At 49.8% G+C, this 18231-nt stretch carries 14 protein-coding genes and 1 pseudogene; 14 read left to right on the top strand and 1 reads right to left on the bottom strand.

Annotation, left to right across the window (positions count from 1 at the left end; all coding sequences use genetic code 11):
* Positions 1-151 precede the first annotated feature (151 nt).
* From KTG14_RS16040 to rlmH, 14 genes are all read left to right on the top strand, one after another.
* Positions 152-1105 (top strand): YybS family protein, encoded by a 954-nt coding sequence (locus KTG14_RS16040; RefSeq protein WP_216971837.1) that lies wholly within the window; start codon positions 152-154, stop codon positions 1103-1105.
* Positions 1106-1119: 14 nt separating this feature from the next.
* Positions 1120-3096, top strand: a complete 1977-nt coding sequence (locus tag KTG14_RS16035; protein WP_216971836.1) for a DHH family phosphoesterase — start codon at positions 1120-1122, stop codon at positions 3094-3096.
* Positions 3093-3542 (top strand): 50S ribosomal protein L9, encoded by a 450-nt coding sequence (gene rplI / locus KTG14_RS16030; RefSeq protein ID WP_068459461.1) that lies wholly within the window; start codon positions 3093-3095, stop codon positions 3540-3542. Before KTG14_RS16035 ends, rplI begins: the two co-directional genes overlap by 4 nt.
* Before the next feature lie 11 nt (positions 3543-3553).
* Positions 3554-4909 (top strand): replicative DNA helicase, encoded by a 1356-nt coding sequence (dnaB, locus tag KTG14_RS16025; protein WP_058382286.1) that lies wholly within the window; start codon positions 3554-3556, stop codon positions 4907-4909.
* A 144-nt stretch (positions 4910-5053) separates the two neighbouring features.
* The gene (locus tag KTG14_RS16020) at positions 5054-6340 is read left to right on the top strand and encodes an adenylosuccinate synthase (protein WP_068459457.1); all 1287 of its coding nucleotides are present in this window, start codon (positions 5054-5056) and stop codon (positions 6338-6340) included.
* Positions 6341-6695: 355 nt separating this feature from the next.
* A complete protein-coding gene (locus tag KTG14_RS16015) occupies positions 6696-7982 on the top strand; it encodes a M23 family metallopeptidase (protein ID WP_216971835.1) in 1287 nt (428 codons plus the stop codon).
* 1597 nt (positions 7983-9579) lie between these two features.
* Positions 9580-10287, top strand: coding sequence for a response regulator YycF (gene yycF, locus KTG14_RS16010; protein WP_058382289.1), 708 nt, complete (start codon positions 9580-9582; stop codon positions 10285-10287).
* 5 nt (positions 10288-10292) lie between these two features.
* Positions 10293-12119, top strand: coding sequence for a cell wall metabolism sensor histidine kinase WalK (gene walK, locus KTG14_RS16005; RefSeq protein ID WP_216971834.1), 1827 nt, complete (start codon positions 10293-10295; stop codon positions 12117-12119).
* Positions 12110-13453, top strand: a complete 1344-nt coding sequence (locus tag KTG14_RS16000) for a YycH family regulatory protein (protein WP_254178211.1) — start codon at positions 12110-12112, stop codon at positions 13451-13453. The genes walK and KTG14_RS16000 overlap by 10 nt, the downstream gene beginning before the upstream one ends.
* A complete protein-coding gene (locus KTG14_RS15995; protein ID WP_216971832.1) occupies positions 13440-14243 on the top strand; it encodes a two-component system regulatory protein YycI in 804 nt (267 codons plus the stop codon). Before KTG14_RS16000 ends, KTG14_RS15995 begins: the two co-directional genes overlap by 14 nt.
* Before the next feature lie 12 nt (positions 14244-14255).
* Positions 14256-15044, top strand: a complete 789-nt coding sequence (locus KTG14_RS15990; protein ID WP_216971831.1) for an MBL fold metallo-hydrolase — start codon at positions 14256-14258, stop codon at positions 15042-15044.
* 456 nt (positions 15045-15500) lie between these two features.
* A complete protein-coding gene (locus KTG14_RS15985; RefSeq protein WP_216971830.1) occupies positions 15501-16703 on the top strand; it encodes a S1C family serine protease in 1203 nt (400 codons plus the stop codon).
* Positions 16704-17018: 315 nt separating this feature from the next.
* The gene (locus KTG14_RS15980) at positions 17019-17183 is read left to right on the top strand and encodes a CxxH/CxxC protein (RefSeq protein WP_216971829.1); all 165 of its coding nucleotides are present in this window, start codon (positions 17019-17021) and stop codon (positions 17181-17183) included.
* An 89-nt stretch (positions 17184-17272) separates the two neighbouring features.
* Positions 17273-17752: a 23S rRNA (pseudouridine(1915)-N(3))-methyltransferase RlmH gene (rlmH, locus tag KTG14_RS15975; protein ID WP_216971828.1), complete on the top strand. Its 480-nt coding sequence runs from the start codon at positions 17273-17275 to the stop codon at positions 17750-17752.
* A gap of 252 nt (positions 17753-18004) precedes the next feature.
* On the opposite strand, the pseudogene KTG14_RS15970 reads toward rlmH, so the two are convergent.
* Positions 18005-18231 (bottom strand): annotated as a pseudogene (locus KTG14_RS15970) (AAA family ATPase); the annotation flags it as partial.

Below are 18231 nucleotides of genomic sequence, written 5' to 3'. Positions count from 1 at the left end.
TACAGGCAGCTCATAAAAGGCGCACATTTTTTCTTCTCAAAATAGGGAACTAGGTGTACAGTGGCACAACCTCCCTTTTTTGTTCGGGGGCTTGAATCATGGTACAATTATACGGATGAAATAAACCCGAAAGAAGATGAAAAACGCAGATATGCCTAACCAAAAGACAAGTCAGCTAACGAACGGAGCCATGATGACGGCGCTGTTTGCCGTCTTATTGGCTATTTCTGTATATGTACCGGTACTGAGTTTGATCAGTACTTTGTTTTTGGCATTGCCGATTGCTTGGTATAGCGCCAAGTATCCGGCAAAGGCGTCGACGCTGGTCGCAGCGGTCGGGGTCGTGTTAAGCTTCCTGATCGGCGGATTGCTGTCTTTGCCACTGGCGTTGATCCACATTCCGCTGGGGCTCATGATTGGGCTGTCGATCCATTATAAAAAAAGCAAATTGTTCATGTTCATGGGCTCAAGCATCGTGCTGTTGGTGTCATTGATGTTACAATACGTGGCAGCCATCGCCTTTTTAGGAATTAATTTCCTCGAAGAAATCACGGTAACGATGCGCAGCTCCTATGAACAGGCGGGCACTTGGCTTGAGCGGCTCGGTTCGGAATCAATGGAAGAGTATGAGGAGCTAGTGGCGCAGTTCATGCTGACTTTTGAGACCTTGCTTCCGACGCTATTGATTTTGACGACGTTTACGACGGTATGGGTGTTGTTGCTGATCTTGCTGCCGATTTTGAAACGGCTCGGGATCGAAGTGCCAAAATTCCCGCCATTCCGCGAGATGCGCTTGCCGAAAAGCGTATTATGGTACTACTTAATCGTTATTTTAGTGTCCTTGTTATCGGATTTCGAGCAAGGGACTATGGTGTATTTGATCTTCGCCAACGCCTCGATGCTATTGCAGTTCCTGCTGTTCTTGCAAGGGGTCTCGTTCTATCATTTTTATATCCACCAAGAGGGCTGGCCTCGCTGGGTGATGGGTATTGTGACCGTTCTTGCAGTTCCTTTGCAGTCGTTTACGAGCATCATCGGGATTTTGGATCTCGGCTTCGACATCCGGGGCTGGATCAAGCGGGCGCATGACTCTAAAGGAAAGTAAGGAGCTGAAGAGAAATGTCGGCTTTTTTCAGGAAACGTAATCTAAGATACCCATTGCTGGCATTGCTGGCTCTAGGAATGGCCGCTGTAATCCTCATCTCCCTTTGGTCGGAATGGGGCGCGGGTATTTTCGCCATCCTTTACGGGGCGGCGATAACATCGGCGTGGGTACTGGAAAAACGCAATTATGAAGAGACTGAGAAGCATATCGAAACGCTGTCCTACCGGATGAAGAAAGTCGGCGAGGAAGCATTGCTCGAGATGCCGATCGGGATTTTGCTGGTCAATGAAAACCAGCAAATCGAATGGGCCAATCCCTATATCACCTCTGCACTCGATTACGAGACGCTGATTGGTGAATCGGTTTATAGCTTGACGGAAGAATTTAACCAATTGGTCAAATCTGCCGAATCGAATGAAATGGTTATGTCGCTTGGCGGCCGCAAATACCGCGTTTATTACCGTGCGGATGACCGTTTGTTCTATTTGTTCGATATTACCGAGCAAGTGGAGATTGAAACTTTGTATCATGCGGACCGGACCGTCATCGGTATCCTGTTTATCGATAATTACGATGAATTGTCCCAAGGGATGGACGATCAGGTGCGCAGCAATTTAAATAGCCTGGTGACATCCTTGATCAATCGTTGGGGAACCGATAATGGCATTTTTGTGAAACGGGTTTCATCAGACCGCTTTATGGCGGTGTTTAATGAATCCATCTTGAAGCAATTGGAAGAAACCAAGTTCACGGTGCTCGATGACATCCGCGAAGTGACGGCGAAAGATAATATGGCGCTGACATTGAGTATCGGTGTCGGAGCAGGTTCCGCTTCCTTGATCGAACTGGGTGCCATGGCGCAATCGGGGCTCGATTTGGTGCTTGGGCGCGGCGGCGACCAAGTTGCGATCAAGCATCCGAGCGGCAAGGTCAAGTTCTATGGAGGCAAAACCAATCCGGTTGAAAAACGCACGAGGGTGCGCGCACGCGTCATTTCCCATGCACTCCGCGATTTGATTCAGGAAAGTGACCAAGTCTTTGTCATGGGCCATAAAATGCCCGATATGGACTCGATCGGCGCAGCAATCGGCGTCGCCAAAATGGCGGAAATGAACCGCGTCAAAGGCCGCATCGTCATCGATTTTGACGAATACGACCGCAGTGTCATGCGCTTGATGGAAGAAATCGAAAGCGATCCGGACTTGTTCGAGCGTTTCATTACCCCGGAAGAGGCATTATCGGAAATGACCGAGCATTCCTTGTTGGTTGTGGTCGATACGCACAAACCATCAATGGTCATTGACGAACGATTGCTTCAGCGCATGGAGCGCGTCATCTTGATCGACCATCACCGCAGAGGCGAGGAATTCATCACCAACACAATGCTTGTCTATATGGAGCCATACGCATCGTCTACGGCGGAACTGGTGACCGAATTGATCGAATACCAGCCAAAACACGAAAAATTGACGATGCTCGAGGCGACAGCGATGCTCGCCGGCATCATCGTCGACACGAAAAGCTTTACGCTGCGCACCGGCGCCCGGACCTTTGAGGCAGCTTCTTATCTGCGCTCGAATGGTGCCGATACCGTGCTCGTACAGCGACTATTGAAAGAAGACCTCGAGACGTATATCGAGCGGGCGAAAATCGTCCAGAGCGTGGAATTTGTCGGCGACGGCATCGCCATCGCAAAAGGCGAGCCAGGACGTATCTACAGCCCCGTGCTGATTGCCCAGACGGCGGATATCCTGCTGACGATGAAAGACGTCAACGCGTCGTTCGTCATCGCAGAACGCACAGAAGGCGGCGTAGGCATCAGTGCCCGTTCGCTCGGCGAAGTCAACGTGCAGGTCGTTATGGAAAATCTCGGCGGCGGCGGCCATTTAACGAACGCGGCCACGCAAATGCCGGATGCAAGCCTTGAAGAAGCGGTCGGGCAATTAAAGACCGTATTAACCGAAAATGATAGAGGAGGATCTGAAGAATGAAAGTAATTTTCTTGAAAGACGTAAAAAATGTAGGTAAAAAAGGCGATATCAAAAACGTGGCGGACGGCTACGCGAATAACTTCCTGTTGAAAAACAACTTGGCTGTAGAAGCTGACCAGGCAGCAATGAGCAAACTCGCCGGCCAGCAGAAAAAGCAGGAAAAGGAAGTCGAGCAGGAATTGAATGAAGCGAAAGAGCTGAAAGAAAAACTGGAAGCTTTAACGATTGAACTGACAGCGAAATCCGGTGATGACGGGCGCTTGTTCGGCTCGATCACAACCAAGCAAATAGCGAAAGAACTTGAAAAGACCCATGGCCATAAAATCGACAAGCGCAAAATGGAGCTCGACGATGCAATACGCGCACTCGGCTATACGAATGTGCCGGTGAAATTGCATCACGATGTAACCGCGACATTGCGTGTGCACGTTACTGAAGAAGCGTAAGGGGAATAGATATGAACGAATCGATCGACCGCGTCCCGCCGCATAACCAGGAAGCCGAGCAATCCGTCATCGGAGCCATTTTCCTGGAGCCACAGGCACTGGTTTCCGTAGCGGAAATCGTCATGCCGGAAGATTTCTACCGCGTCGCCCATCAGAAGATTTTCCAGACGATGATCGATTTGACGGACCGCGGCAAAGCGGTGGACTTGGTCACGGTGACAGAAGAGCTATCGGTCAAGAAAGAGCTGGAAGATGTCGGCGGCCTCTCGTATCTGACCGAGATTGCCAATGCGGTGCCGACAGCCGCAAACGTTGGGCATTACGCCCATATTGTGGAAGAGAAAGCCTTACTGCGCCGCCTTATCCGGGTGGCCACCACAATCGTCGAAGACGGCTTTACGCGTGAAGACGAAGTGGAAGCTTTGCTTGCCGAAGCGGAAAAGAAAATGATGGAAGTGTCGAGCCGCAAAAATGCGGGCGACTTTATCCATATTAAAGATGTCTTGGTGAAAACTTACGACAATATCGAGCTATTGCATACGCGTAAAGGCGATGTCACCGGCATCCCGACCGGTTTCCGTGATTTGGACAAAGTAACAGCTGGCTTTCAGCGCAACGATTTGATTATCGTTGCTGCCCGCCCGTCCGTCGGTAAGACGGCCTTCGCGCTTAACGTCGCGCAAAACGTCGCGACGAAGACCGAAGAGAATGTCGCGATCTTCAGTTTGGAGATGGGCGCAGAGCAGCTCGTCATGCGGATGCTCTGCGCGGAAGGCAATATTGACGCCCAAGTCATGCGGACCGGTGCGCTCCAGAATGAAGACTGGCGCAAGCTGACGATGGCCATGGGCAGTTTATCGAATGCCGGCATTTTCATCGATGATACGCCGGGTATCCGCGTCAACGATATCCGCGCGAAATGCCGCCGCCTCAAGCAGGAATACGGCCTCGGCATGATCATGATCGATTATTTGCAGCTGATCCAAGGACCCGGCAAGGCCGGCGAAAACCGCCAGCAGGAAGTATCCGATATTTCCCGTTCATTGAAAGGCCTGGCGCGTGAACTGGAAGTCCCGGTCATCGCCTTGTCGCAGCTGTCCCGTGGGGTTGAGCAGCGGCAGGACAAACGGCCGATGATGTCCGATTTGCGTGAATCCGGATCGATCGAGCAAGATGCCGATATCGTGTCGTTTTTATACCGTGAGGATTATTACGATAAAGAAACCGAAGACCAGAACATGATTGAAATTATCATCGCCAAGCAGCGGAACGGCCCGACCGGCACCGTCAAGCTGGCGTTTGTGAAGGAATACAATAAGTTCGTCACCATCGATTGGGCTGACCAAGAAGGCGGCGGCGATTTCTAAATTATCTATTAAACACGAACATTAAATGCGTGCATGCATTTTGATGTTCGTGTTTTCTTTGGTTTCATATTGACGACAAGACGCTCTATTGGTACAATAAAGACTGTTTGAAACAGGGCGACAAGCCTAACGGAGGTGCGGACGATGACATCAGTCGTAGTAGTAGGAACGCAATGGGGAGACGAAGGAAAAGGGAAAATCACGGATTTTCTGTCGGAACACGCAGAAGTAATTGCGCGTTACCAAGGCGGAAATAATGCTGGGCACACCATCATTTTTGGCGGCGAAACGTATAAATTGCACTTGATTCCATCGGGGATTTTTTATAAAGAAAAAACATCGGTAATCGGCAACGGCATGGTCGTCGACCCGAAAGCGCTAGTGCAAGAGCTGAAAGGCCTTCACGATCGCGGAGTGACGACAGAGAACTTGCGCATTTCAAACCGTGCGCACGTTATTTTGCCTTACCACATCAAGCAAGACGAAGTGGAAGAAGCGCGCCGTGGCGCCAACAAAATCGGCACGACTGGAAAAGGCATCGGGCCTGCATATATGGACAAAGCGGCACGCGTCGGGATCCGTATTGCCGATTTGCTGGACCATGTTGTATTCGAAGAGAAATTGCGCATGAACTTGAAAGAGAAAAACCGCATGTTCGAGAAATTCTATGAAACAGAAGGCTTCACAGTCGAAGAAATCATGGAAGAGTATTATCAATACGGCCAGGAAATCGCCCAATATGTGACCGATACATCGAAAGTGCTGAACGATGCATTTGATGCCGGCCGCCGCGTCTTGTTCGAAGGCGCACAAGGCGTCATGCTCGATATCGACCAAGGCACCTATCCGTTCGTCACGTCATCCAACCCGGTAGCGGGCGGGGTAACGATTGGCGCAGGAGTAGGTCCGACGAATATTTCCCACGTCATCGGCGTCTGCAAAGCGTACACATCACGTGTCGGCGACGGACCGTTCCCGACGGAATTGTTCGATGACATCGGCGACAAGATCCGCACAGTCGGCAAAGAGTTCGGCACAACGACAGGCCGTCCGCGCCGCATCGGCTGGTTCGACAGCGTCGTCGTACGCCATGCACGTCGTGTTAGCGGATTGACGGACCTTACTGTCAACTCGATCGATGTCTTGACGGGGCTTGATACGGTGAAAATCTGTACAGCTTACCGCTACCAAGGCGAATTGATCACGGAATACCCAGCGAACTTGCGCATGCTCGCAGACTGCGAACCGGTCTACGAAGAAATGCCAGGCTGGTCTGAAGATGTAACATCGTGCAAATCATTGGACGAATTGCCGGACAACGCGCGCCATTATTTGGAGCGCATCTCGCAATTGACAGGCGTCCAGATTTCGATCTTCTCTGTCGGACCGGACCGCAACCAAACAAACATCGTCAAAAGCGTTTGGCGTTAAGCGAATACCCACAAGCCACTGCCTCTAATTAAGAGGGCGGTGGCTTTTTTTTGCGTTTGCTACAAATTCGCCATAAATGAAAAAGCCGTCTTGTACGCTTATATGAGGTTTATGACAATAAGATCACAGAAAATGAATGATAAATGGAAAAAAGAACGGAAATCATAATTTTTTTGCCTCTATTTGCAAAATTAAAGAAAATCATGCCAATAACTGGATAATAATGTATGGTACATAACACTTCTGTAATAATGAGTTTATCGGGTGAGCCTTTGAAAACGGATGTGGTAGAGTGGGGAAGTTGAAAAAACGGAAGACCCCACGATGGGAGTACGAAAGGAGCCAGACCCGCAACATGAACGCGAAACACCGCAATGAAAACCACTTGAAACTGCGCAAATGGAAAATCGGAACCGCCCTCGTTTTAGCTGCCAGTGCATTCGGCGCCAACACGATTTTTGCCGAACCGAATGAGCCCCAAAACCTGGAGCCGGTTTATCATATATATCACAACACCAGCTACCTCGGAGCCGTCTCGGACGATGCGCCGATCGACGAATTAATTGATGAAAAACTGGAAACAACCTCAAGCGAATACGACAACCTGCCTCTCGCGCCGAGTGACAAGTTGAATATTTTAACCGAACAAGCCGTGGCATCGAGCTCGACAGACGATGAGGCGGTCATCAGCCAACTGGACGAACAATTGGAGGTCAAGGCGGAAGCCTTCGCACTGCAAGTCGACGGCGAAGCAGCGGTTTATGTAAAAGACCGGAAAGCTTATGAAGAAACCATCCAGCTCATGAAACAAAACGCTTTAACGGAACAAGAGCTCGAGCAATTCGAACAGCAGCAAGACAAAGAGGAACTGCCTGAGCTGAAAGCGGGCGAATCGCGCATCTCTGACATTTCCTTTTCGGAAACCATCACCGGCTTGTCGAAGCAGGTCGACCCGAAACAAGTGATGGAGCCTAAACAAGCGGCAAAGCACGTAACAGATGAGTTCGAAGTGGACGTGCTCGTCAATAAAGCCGAAAAAGCATTGAAGAAAATGCCGTACGAAACCGTCGAAAAAGACAGCAAAGACGTCTATATCGGCGAAACGGAAGTAGGCCAAAAAGGCAAGCGCGGTGAAAAAGCGGTGAGCTATGCCGTACGCGAAGTCAACGGTGAACGCGTCGGCCGTTCCGAAACACGAGAGAAAATCCTCAAAGAACCGGTCGACAAAATCGTCCTTGAAGGAGACAAGAAATTATCAGGCATCGGCACAGGCGAATTCACCTGGCCGGCAGACGGCGGTTACGTGTCGAGCAAGAAAGGCCAGCGTTGGGGACGTGCCCATAAAGGCATTGACATCGCGCGGCCCGATACGCTCGATATCGTCTCCGCAGACCACGGCACCGTCACGAAAGCGGGTAAAGCCGGCACATTCGGCAACCGCGTCGTCGTCGACCATAAGAATGGCTATGAGACGATCTATGCGCACCTGTCGTCGATTGACGTCAAGGTGGGCGACAAAGTCTCCCCGCACACGAAACTCGGCGACATGGGGACGACAGGACGCTCTACAGGCATCCACCTGCACTTCGAGCTATCCTACGAAGGCCAAGACCGCGACCCGTTGGATTATGTGAAGAAATAAACTAGTAAGAAGCTACCAGCGTGCTGGGAGCTTTTTTTATTTCAAATAGGTAGCTTATGGATGTGAACAGGAATATGAAGTGAAATGAAGTAAGTAGAAAAGCTTCCGCTTTTCGACTGCGTTTCAGGGGCACGCTTTCCGGAGGGCTCGCATTGAGCCGCTTCGTCGCTGCGCAAAAACCCGCCTGCTCAACTCTCACGATGTTCGAGCTTCGCAAACGAATACGCTCAATACCTTTCGCGGATTCGCTTGCAGGGTCTCAATTGTCTCGCTGATCCTCCCGGAGTCGGCCCCTTCCACTCCGTCTCTAATTTTAGAGTGGAAGATTATTTCTTCAGCTCATTCAACTTTGAATGTGAAAACGCGGAAACGTCACAGATTTTCTAGCACAAATCATCTCAATATGGATTAAATCCACCAGATCCACGAGCAAGACTTTCGATTTAAGCATCACATCATCAGATGCTGCATCTCAGGAAGTGAGTTCCCCACTAGCCGGCAACTGGGTATAGAAGCAGATCTATCTAAACACACTCTACTCAATGAAATCACCAAGCCGCCAAGCGCCAAGGATGAGCCGATGTCGTAAGACAGGCGTCCTTCCTGGCTTATGGCAAGAGGCCAACCCAAAGCAGGGCGGCGAATAGTTAAGAGGAAGAAAAAGTAGAATGCAGAGACAGTTCGACACACAAACTCCCGCCATCTTCTTATATATTTCCCAGGAAGCGATTCCCCTACTAGCCGGCAACTGGTTATAGAAGCAGATCTACCTAAACACGCTCGACTCAACGAAATCTCACAGCCGCCGAGCGTCAAGGGTGAGCCGACGCCGTAAGACAGTTGATCTTGCTGGCTTATGGCAAGAGGCCAACCCAAAGCAGGGCGGCGAATAATAAGAGGAAGAAAAAGTAGAATACAGAAATAGTTCGACACACAAACTCCCGCTATCTTCTAATTATTTCTCGGGAAGAGATTTCCCCACTAGCCGGCAACCGGGTAAAGATGCAGATCTGCTTAAACGTACTTGGCTCAATGAAATCTTCCAGCCGCCTAGCGCCAAGGGTGAGCCGATGCCGTGAGACAGGTGTTCTTCCTGGCTTGCGGCAAGAGGCCAACCCAAAGCAAGGCTGCGAATAGTGAGCAGAAGTCCAAATAGAATTCTGGAACAGTTCGACACGTAAACTCTCACTAGCTGCTCCAAACTTATTCTAGGAAGCGATTCCCCCACTAGCCGGCAACTAGCTAAAGAAGCAGATCTATTTAAACGCACCCCAATCAACGAAATTTCCCAGCCGCCCAGCGTAAAGGGGTGAGCCGACGCCGTAAGACAAGTGCTTTTCTTGGCTTATGGCGAGAGGCCAACCCAAAGCAGGGCGGCGACTATTAAGCGTGAAGCACAAATAGAATGTAAAAACAGTTTCCCCAAGCAAACCCTTACCAGGCTTTTACGTCTCTAGAACCCGTTCCCCGCTGAGCCCCGTTGTGACCATCCAAAGGTGCGAAATGCTTGAAATAATGATAAAGTAAAGGATAGCAAAGAATGTCAAAACGGCTGTGTACAGGTGGAACAATTGGGAAGCAGAGGGGGAGAAGATAGATGAATAAAACAATATTGGTTGTGGATGATGAAAAGCCAATTGCAGACATCCTGCAATTTAATTTGAAAAAAGAAGGCTTTAATGTGGTAGTGGCTTATGATGGCGACGAGGCGATCAAAGTGGCGGAAGAAATTCAGCCGGACTTGATGCTGCTCGATATCATGCTGCCGAACCGCGATGGCATGGAAGTATGCCGCGAAGTGCGCAAGAAATTCGATTTTCCGATCATCATGTTGACGGCGAAAGACTCAGAGATCGACAAAGTGCTGGGGCTTGAACTCGGGGCGGATGATTATGTGACGAAACCATTCTCGACGCGTGAATTGATTGCGCGTGTCAAAGCGAATCTGCGGCGCCAGAACGTGGTGCCGGCAGAAGAGGAAGGCGTGGGCTCGAACGATATCCAGGTAGGGTCGTTGACGATTCAGCCGGATGCGTATTTGGTGTTGAAGCGCGAAGAGACAATCGAATTGACGCATCGCGAGTTCGAGCTTTTGCATTATTTGGCGAAGCATATCGGGCAAGTCATGACGCGCGAGCATTTGCTGCAGACGGTATGGGGCTATGATTATTTCGGCGATGTGCGGACAGTGGACGTGACGATTCGCCGCTTGCGTGAAAAAATCGAAGACAATCCGAGTCACCCAGCGTGGATCGTGACGCGTCGCGGCGTCGGCTACTACCTGCGGAACCCTGAACAGGAGTAGGCTGAATGCTGAAAACCAGTTTTTTTAAGTCGATTCATGTGAAATTTGTGTTGATCTATATTTTGCTGATCTTGCTGGCGATGCAGATCATCGGCCTTTATTTCTCCGAGCAGCTCGAACAAACGCTGCGCGGAAACTTCGAGGATTCGATTGTAGACCGGATGGAAATCATCGAGTTCAGCGTCCGCGAAGAGATGATCCGCAACCGGACAGACGAGGACCTGACAGTCGAGCAGAGCCTTCGGTCGGTCCTTTCTAATTTTAATTCGCAGGATATCATTGAAATCCGCGTAGTCGATAATCGTTACCGGATTTTGGCAACGTCCTTGGGCGAGAACCAATCGCTCGTCGGCCAGCGTTCGACAGATGATCAAATCCGCCGCTCGATCATCGGGGAGACATTGCTTGAGCAAACGTATGTGGACAGAAGTCTCGAAGAGCGGGTGTGGGTCAGAACTTTGCCAATCACGGCGGTCGGGGGCGAAATGCTCGGCACGCTGTATGTGAAAGCGGAAGTCGAGAATGTCTATGACCAAATGGACACCATCAACTCGATTTTGGCAGGCGGTACCGCCATTGCGTTGGTCATTACGGCCGTGCTTGGCGTCTTGGTCGCCCAGACGATTTCGCGGCCAATCGCCGATATGCGCAGGCAAGCGCAGGCGATGGCAAAAGGCAATTTCTCGCGTAAAGTCCGCGTTTACAGTGAAGATGAAATCGGCCAGTTGGCCCGTGCATTCAACCACTTGACGAACCGGCTGCAAGAATCCCAGCAGTCAACGGAAAGTGAGCGGCGCAAACTCGCTTCGGTGCTTGCCAATATGACGGACGGCGTACTGTCGACTGACCGTAGAGGGCGCATCATCTTAATCAACGAACCGGCTTTGCAATTATTGAATGTTTCACGTGAAACGGTCATCAACCGGCCGGTCACTACGGTGCTTGGCCTGGATGAATCCTATACATTCGAAGATTTGATCGATATGCGCGATGCGATCACGCTTGATATTAGTTCACAAGATCAAGCGACGCTATTGCGCACGACTTTCTCGGTCATCCAAAAAGAAACCGGATTTGTCAACGGCTTGATCGCCGTCCTGCACGATAATACCGAACAGGAGAAGATCGATATGGAGCGCCGGGAGTTTGTGGCGAACGTATCGCATGAACTGCGGACACCGCTGACGACGATGCGCAGTTATTTGGAGGCGCTCGCTGATGGTGCTTGGCAGGATCCGGAGCTCGCACCGAATTTCCTCAATGTCACCCAGACCGAGACCGAGCGGATGATCCGCCTCGTCAACGATTTGCTGAAGTTGTCGAAGATGGATTCGAGCGAAGCGGACTTGAGCCGCGAAATGGTCGAATTCGGCGTGTTTTTCAACCGCATCATCGACCGCTTTGAGATGTCGAAGTCCCAAAATGTATCATTTGAACGGAAAGTGCCAAAGTCGCAGTATTTCGTGGAAATCGATACCGATAAATTGACGCAAGTCATCGATAACATCATTTCCAATGCCTTGAAGTATTCTCCAGAAGGCGGCAAAGTCCGCTTTTCTGTCCGCGAGAAAGAAGGCGAGTTGCTCGTTTCGATCAGCGATGAAGGAATGGGAATACCGAAAGAAAACGTCGAGCGCATCTTTGACCGCTTTTACCGTGTCGACCGCGCGCGTTCACGTGCAATGGGCGGTACGGGTCTTGGCCTGGCGATTTCCAAGGAAATGATCAATGCCCACGGCGGTAGAATTTGGGCGCAAAGCCGTTACGGCAAAGGGACTTCGATTCATTTCACCTTGCCATATGAAATTGATGATGGAGGTGAATGGGATTGAAATACTTGGAGCATGTAAAATCCGTTGCCTTGTTTATTTTGATTTTTCTTAGCCTGGCACTGACTTTCACCATTTGGACATTCACCCCAAAGCTTGAGGAGCTTGAAACTCCCACGCAAGTGGATGATGTATCAATCGGAGACAAGCGCAGTGCAGAGGAAGTCGTGAGGCCCGTGAAAGTGCTGTATCATCACGAAGACGAAGTGACCGGCACTTTCTCACAAACCGAAATTGAAATGATGTTGGACACGATCCAGCAATGGGAGATTTCCGACGTCCAGCTATTTGAAGAAGAAGCAGGGACGGATGTACTCAAGCAGTATTTACAAGAACCGGGACGCACCGTGTTGTATTATCCAGGGGCTGTGCCGTTTCCTGTGTTTAACGTCATCATGGACATTTCCGACAATAATTTGCCGGAATCGACCTTTAACCGAGTTGTAGTCGAATGGGGCACAGAGGAAAACCCCGATTCTGTCATTTACTTTATCAATACAGGTTCCGGCCGAGTTTACGAAGCACAAGTATCGGACGCTGAGTTTATCGAGTTCCGGGGCGACTATGTGCAGCCATCAGAAGAGTATGACCGCTACGTCACGGATCCCGGCATCGGTACATTGCCGGTCTATGTGCCGGAAGGTCCAATCGAGAAGACAGGGTTTGATTATTTGCTGGGCGAGACATCGGCTTCTACATTTGCAGATGCCATTATGGACAGCCCGACCTCACAGTTTGCAGGGGACCTGCAGAGCGAGGAATTCACCGATGAGTCGGGGGCCATCATGCGTGAATTAGACGGCCAGAAAAGCATCAATTATGTACAGCCGAAAGCCGAAACCTCCGATCCGGCGATCCCGTCCGACCTGGTATTCAACTCGATTAATTTCGTCAATGAACACGGCGGCTGGACCGACCAATATGTATATTTCGGCATGAAATCGGTCAATCAGCAGATCAGTTATCAATTATTTTTCGACGGCTTGCCGGTCTTTAGCAATACGATGGCGGTGAGCCTAGACGTAGAATGGGGCATCAGTGACGGCATCGAGCAGGCATTCCGCTATAGCCGGCCGACTTATTTCCGCGATTCGGTCGTAGAAACCCGCACCATCGAAATGACGTCTGGCGAAGCGGTCCTGGAAGCTTTGTCGCGCCTTGATACGGATCTATCGACGATTGAGGCGGTGACGATTGGCTATGAGCTGACACGCAGCGAAGACGACCAATTGATTGAATTGATCACGTTCCAACCGGCTTGGTATTATAAAGCAAATGGCAAATGGACACGGCTATCTGACGAATCAGTAGGAGGCGTGAAGCTTGGATTGGAGTAAAACAAAAACCATTTTCATCATTGTTTTTTCGATTCTCAATGTTTTCTTGTATTCACTGTATATCGACCGCTATACGGAAGCCGAACAGATCCAACCGCTTCCGGAATCGTCCATCGATGAGAAGCTGCGCGGCGACAATATCACCTATTCGGCATTGCCGGAGATATCAGAAGACAAGCCATATGTACGCGGCGAATCAAAATCGTTCACTGAAAAAGAAGTGGACATTGACGGAATCGTCAATGTTTTAAATGAACGGCTGCTGCAAATCACTTACGATGAGCCAGTTGATCTAGACGGCGATAAAGAAGACGCACTGCAGGCATTCATTGAAGAGGAAGTTCCGGAAAGCTCGGAATACACCTTATGGAAAATCGATGAAGACCAGAACCAGGCGGTATTTTTCCAGCAGATCACAGACGTCCCGCTATTCCATAGCACAGGCGGCCAGTTGACGGTGTTCTGGAATGAAAACGATGCCGTGATTGGCTTCGAGCAAACTTTATTCAACAATATTATCGAAAATGAAGAGCAAAAGAGATTGATCAAACCGCTCGAAGCGATCCATACGCTCTATCAAAAGAGTCTGCTTGAGACCAATAGCCGCATCACGGAAGCCGAACTTGGCTATTCGACGCATGTGCAAGTGTCGGAAAACCGGCAGATGTTCGTCCCGACCTGGCGCATCCGCGTGAAGGATTCCGAAGGTGAGGAAACGGATCATTTCGTCAATGCCATCAAAGACGGTGTCATTGAATTGAACAAGAAGGACGAGGAAACAGCAGAGTAAGGAGTTTTAACTATGCGCTTTAGTGTATTGGCCAGCGGTTCGACTGGCAATGCCATCTATATAGAAAACGACGAGCATGCATTTTTAGTGGACGCAGGGCTCAGCGGCAAGAAATTGGAGTCGCTGTTCGCCTCCATCGGCCGCGATATGGGCAAGCTCGACGGCATTCTTGTCACCCATGAGCATAGCGATCACATTAAAGGACTCGGCATCGCCGCCCGCCGGCATAAAGTACCGATTTACGCCAATGCCAAAACGTGGACGGCGATGGACGGGCTGATCGGCGAGATTCCGGTCGAGCAGCGTTTCCACTTCGATATGGAGACGACGAAATCGTTCGGCGGCCTCGACATCGAGTCGTTCGGCGTGTCGCATGATGCGGCGGACCCGATGTTTTATGTGTTCCACGAGAACGGTCGTAAGCTTGCGCTGATCACCGATACAGGCTATGTCAGCGACCGCATGAAAGGCATCATCGGCGCATCCGATGCGTACGTGTTTGAGAGCAACCACGACATCGGCATGCTGCAGATGGGGCGTTACCCATGGTCGGTCAAACGGCGCATCCTGAGCGATGTGGGGCACGTGTCGAATGAAGACGCGGCGGTGGCGATGTCGGAAGTGCTTGCAGAAAAGCCGACGCGCATTTACTTGTCGCATTTAAGCAAAGATAACAACATGAAAGACCTCGCGCGTATGAGCGTCGAGCAGACACTGCAGACAAAAGGCATCATCGTTGGCGATTATGTCGATTTGTTCGATACGTCTCCGACAGAAGCGACGCCTTTGGTTGTGGTGTGAATAGATGTAGAGAGACTGTCCCAGAAGCCTTAGAGATGGCTTGTGGGTCAGTCTTTTTGTTTTTTTAGAGCCGCTTGATGCTCATTGCGGCGGACGCTTTCGGGCTCACAGGATGTGGGTCATGCAGCTGGCGCGACAGGACGTCGCGGTGCCAGCTGCCGCGGGCTCGCATTGAGCCGCTTCGGCGCTATCGCTCCTGCAGGGTCTCAATTGTCTCGCTGATCCTCCCGGAGTCGCCACTTTCACTCCCGTCAGCTAGTGTGGAATGAATATAGAGAGCGCAGCAACAGTTGCTGGAGTGTATCACCTAACTGCGTTGCGCCAAATCACTCAGTTAAAAAGTGTACAAAGTAAGTTGGGCAATGACTTCCTGATGTGCTTGTACAGGAAGGATTGCTTGCATTTTGACGGGTACATCTTATGATAAAAAGAGAAGCATAAGAGAGGATGGAGGTTATGGGTTATTACAATCAAACGCCGAATGGCCGGCAGCCGAAGCCGAGCCGTGCGGGTAGTTTTTTTGCAGGGGTGTTCGGCGTGATGGTCGGGGCGCTGTTGATGTGGGTACTCTTTACACAAGCACCGGGCTTATTGCCGGGAACCGAGTCATCAAATTCCGGCACCCAGATCCAGCAGCAAAGCCGTGAACAGCAAGGCGCATCGCTTGATATCACGACCGACGTGACGAAAGCCGTCGACGAGGCATCGGATGCGGTAGTCGGCGTGTCAAATCTCCAGACAGGCGGGGATTTCTTTTCGCAAAGCCAGGAGCAGGCAGTCGGCACGGGTTCGGGCGTCATTTATAAAAGTGAAGGCGATACCGCTTATGTCGTGACCAACCATCACGTTGTTGACGGCGCGAGCGGCATCGAAGTGACATTGGCTGATGGGACGAAAGTCGAAGCGCAAGTAGTCGGCAGCGATATTTGGACCGATCTCGCTGTCCTTGAAATGAGCAACGACAAAGTGCAAGGCGTTGTGGAACTGGGTGATTCGGATGCGCTCAAGCGCGGCGAAGCGGTTATCGCGATCGGCAACCCACTCGGTCTTGAATTTTCCGGTTCTGTGACGAGCGGCGTTGTATCAGGCACTGACCGGGCCGTTCCGGTCGATTTGGACGGCGACGGCACACAAGACTGGCAGGCGGAAGTTTTGCAGACAGATGCGGCGATCAACCCCGGCAATAGCGGCGGTGCGCTCGTCAATTTGGCGGGACAATTGATCGGCATCAATTCGATGAAAATCGCCACTTCGCAAGTCGAAGGCATCGGCTTCTCGATTCCGATCAATTCGGCGCTGCCGGTCATTAACCAACTCGAAGCAACAGGTGAAATGGTGCGTCCGGCAATGGGCATCACGCTGATGGATTTGGCGCAAGTGCCGAGCACATACCGTGAAGATACATTGAATTTGCCGGAAGAGATCACGGCGGGTGTCGTCGTTAGCTCGGTTGTCCCATCTTCTGCAGCGGATGAAGCGGGCATGCGCCAATACGATGTCATCGTTGAGATGGATGGTGAAGAAATTGGGGATATCATCGAATTGCGCCAGCATCTTTATAATGAAAAACAAATTGGGGATATCCTCCAAGTAAAAGCGTACCGCAACGGTGAATTGCTTGAATTCGAGCTTGAACTCACCGACAATTCCACATTATAAAATCCAGCAGTTCCAAATGGTGTTTTATGCACCGATTGGAACTGTTTTTTTCATTTCCGGAAATGAAAGGAAGAAACAAAAATCAGCTGAATATTATGCACTTTGGAGCTTGGATTTTTAGCTGAGATGGGGCAATTGTTCGGGAAAATGGCATGTGGATAACTTTTTTATTAAAAATCGATTGCTAACAATCCACAGGTGCTAAAAGCTTCGCTATCCGTAGTGTTTTATATCTGTTAAAATGGATTGTGGATAAAAGGGAACGAAATGTGTATAACTGTGTTGAATATTCGGAAATCGAAAGGAGGCGTAAAAATGGAGCTATATTGCTGCCAAACGCATGTGGGACAAGGGCTTGACGAATTTGTCGCCAAAATGGAAAGCTATCCTATACTGACAGAATTATCAGATAGCGAAAAGTTATCCACAAAGTGCAACTACTGTGAACAACAGGCATTGTATCTTGTGGCGAGTAAATAAAATTCTACAATATGTAGAATCGCCTGTGGATATGTGCATAAACTCTGTGGGCAACTTGTTTGTAAATTTCGTGTAAAGGGGGATAAGTTGTGAACATTTCTATCGTGACGGTCGGAAAACTGAAAGAGAAATACTTGAAAGCGGGCATTGCAGAATATGCAAAACGTTTAGGGGCTTATGCAAAAATCTCAGAGGTAGAAGTCGTGGACGAGAAAGCGCCGGAGCAATTGAGCGAAGCAGATATGGAAATCGTCAAAAAGAAAGAAGGCGAGCGTATACTCGCCAAAATTCCACAAGACGCCTACGTCATCGCCCTGGCGATTGACGGCAAGATGAAGACGTCCGAGCAGCTCGCCAAAGACATGGAATCGCTCATGACTTACGGCCGCAGCAAAGTTGTCTTCGTCATCGGGGGATCTCTAGGGTTACATGATGAAGTGTTGAAGCGCGCGGATGAGAAATTATCATTCTCGAAAATGACTTTTCCGCATCAATTGATGAAGTTGATCTTGTTGGAGCAGATTTATCGTGGTTTTCGGATAATGAAGGGTGAACCGTACCATAAGTAGGTGAGGTTTTAACATATTCAGTAAAAGCACCTTTCTAGAGAATAGAAATGGTGCTTTATTTTACTAACATATAAATTGAAATTTGAATAATTATTTTTTATGATCAAAATATTAAGTTTGATAATAGAAAGTAAATCTATATTTATCAGATTGTGTTAATGACGCCTGATTTTGTCTAAAAACTGACGGTTCTTTTTGTCCCAAACCTGACGGTTTCTTTGGCCAAACGAATAGAGAAAAAACGAGGGAGAACTAAGCTAGTTCTCCCTCGATTACTTTCTTCACCATCCGGTCATCGATGATGCGATTTCCATTTTGTGCTGCGAATAATAGGCAATGCGTCGCCAATTTGTTGATGAGGCGCGAGGCACCACTTGAATAGTTAAACACTTCATCAATCGCAGATTCGCTAAAGATGTCTCGCCCCACTCCCGCATAGGCGAGATGCTTGATCATGTATTGTTCGGTCTCGGCACGGT

Origin of the sequence: Planococcus sp. CP5-4_YE (assembly GCF_019042655.1) — a bacterium.
GTDB lineage: Bacteria > Bacillota > Bacilli > Bacillales_A > Planococcaceae > Planococcus.
Note: the sequence above shows the minus strand (reverse complement) of the source record. Positions and strands in the feature narration are given on the sequence as shown.